This is a genomic window from Dietzia maris (assembly GCF_014144855.1).
Taxonomy (GTDB): Bacteria; Actinomycetota; Actinomycetes; order Mycobacteriales; family Mycobacteriaceae; genus Dietzia; species Dietzia kunjamensis.
Genome location: NZ_JAALDN010000314.1, coordinates 1 through 1,355, shown reverse-complemented (window position 1 = coordinate 1,355; position 1,355 = coordinate 1). Strand labels below are relative to the sequence as shown.

Genomic DNA, 1,355 nt, shown 5'->3' with positions numbered 1-1,355 from the left:
TCGGGGCGGCGTGTGGGGTCGACGACGACGAGGGCGGCCCCGGCGCCGGCGGGCCGGAACGGGACGCGACCGCGGAGTCGGCCGGGATCGCCGGGGCGGGGATCCCGGAGATCGACGCGGTGATGCCGCTTCCCGCCGGCGCGGTGATCAGCACGGACGTCCCCGCCAGCCTGCCCGACGAGAACGACGAGAGCTGCGATCCTCTGCCCAGTCTGCGGCCGAACGACGCCACCCCCGCGGAGCGGGTGCCGCGGATCCTCGAGCGGGGTCGACTGATCGTGGGACTGGACCAGGGCTCCAACCTGTTCTCCTTCCGCGACCCGGCCAGCGGCCAACTCACCGGCTTCGACGTGGACCTGGCGCGCGAGATCGCCGCGGACATCTTCGGCGATCCGCGGCAGGTGGAGTTCCGGTCGCTGACGTCGTCGAACCGGCTCGAGGCGCTGGAGAACGACCAGGTGGACGTGGTGATCCGGTCGATGTCCATCACGTGCGCACGGCGCGAGCGGGTGACGTTCTCGGTGCCGTACTACCAGGCCTACCAGCGGGTGCTGGCGGTGCGCGGGTCGGGGATCACGGAGATCGAACACCTCGAGGGCAAGCGCGTGTGCGTGGCCGCCGGGACGACGTCGGCGTCGCGGTTGTGGGAGGAGTTGGATCGGATCACGGTGCTGTCGGTGAACACGTGGGCGGACTGCCTGGTCGCCATCCAGCAGAACCAGGTGGACGCGATCACCACCGACGACGCGATCCTCGTGGGCATCACCGCGCAGGACCCGTACCTGGAGATCGTGGGGCCGCAGCTCGACGCGGAACCGTACGGGGTGGGCATCGCCAAGTCCACGCCGGGCGACAACACCGACGGGCTGGTCCGTCAGGTCAACTCCACGCTCGAACGGATCAGGGCGGACGGCACGTGGAACCGCATGTATTCGACGTGGTTGTCCGGGCTGGGGCCCAACCCCGGGATGCCGGTGCCCAGGTACGTGCCGGAGGAGCAGCGATGAGTTACCGGAAGTGGGACGACCCGCTCGAGGAGGGCGAACCCAGCGTCGGTACGCAGGCCACGATGCGGACCGAGGCGGTGGCGGTGACGGAGGCCGCCACGGCGACCGGACTGACCGAGGCGACGGGCGCGTTGGAGGCCACGGGCGCCATGGAAGCGACGGGCGCGATGGAGGCCACGGGCGCCATGGAAGCCACCGGGGCCATGGGGGCGACCGGGCAGCTCGAGGCCACGGGCCCGCACGTCCATTCGGGAAGCATGGCGGAGACCGGGGCGGTCGAGGCCACCGGCGCGGCGTCGATGACCGGGTTCCTCGCCGACACCGACCCTGGTGGCGGCAGCAGCCCGG

At 71.7% G+C, this 1,355-nt stretch carries 1 protein-coding gene and 1 pseudogene; both read left to right on the top strand.

Annotated features, from left to right (window positions below):
- Window positions 1–1,007, top strand: a 1,007-nt coding sequence (locus tag G6024_RS10795; RefSeq protein ID WP_235027864.1) for a glutamate ABC transporter substrate-binding protein, incomplete at its 5' end; no start/stop codon positions are given.
- Window positions 1,004–1,355 (top strand): annotated as a pseudogene (locus tag G6024_RS10790) (serine/threonine protein kinase); the annotation flags it as partial. The gene G6024_RS10795 and the pseudogene G6024_RS10790, both read left to right, overlap by 4 nt.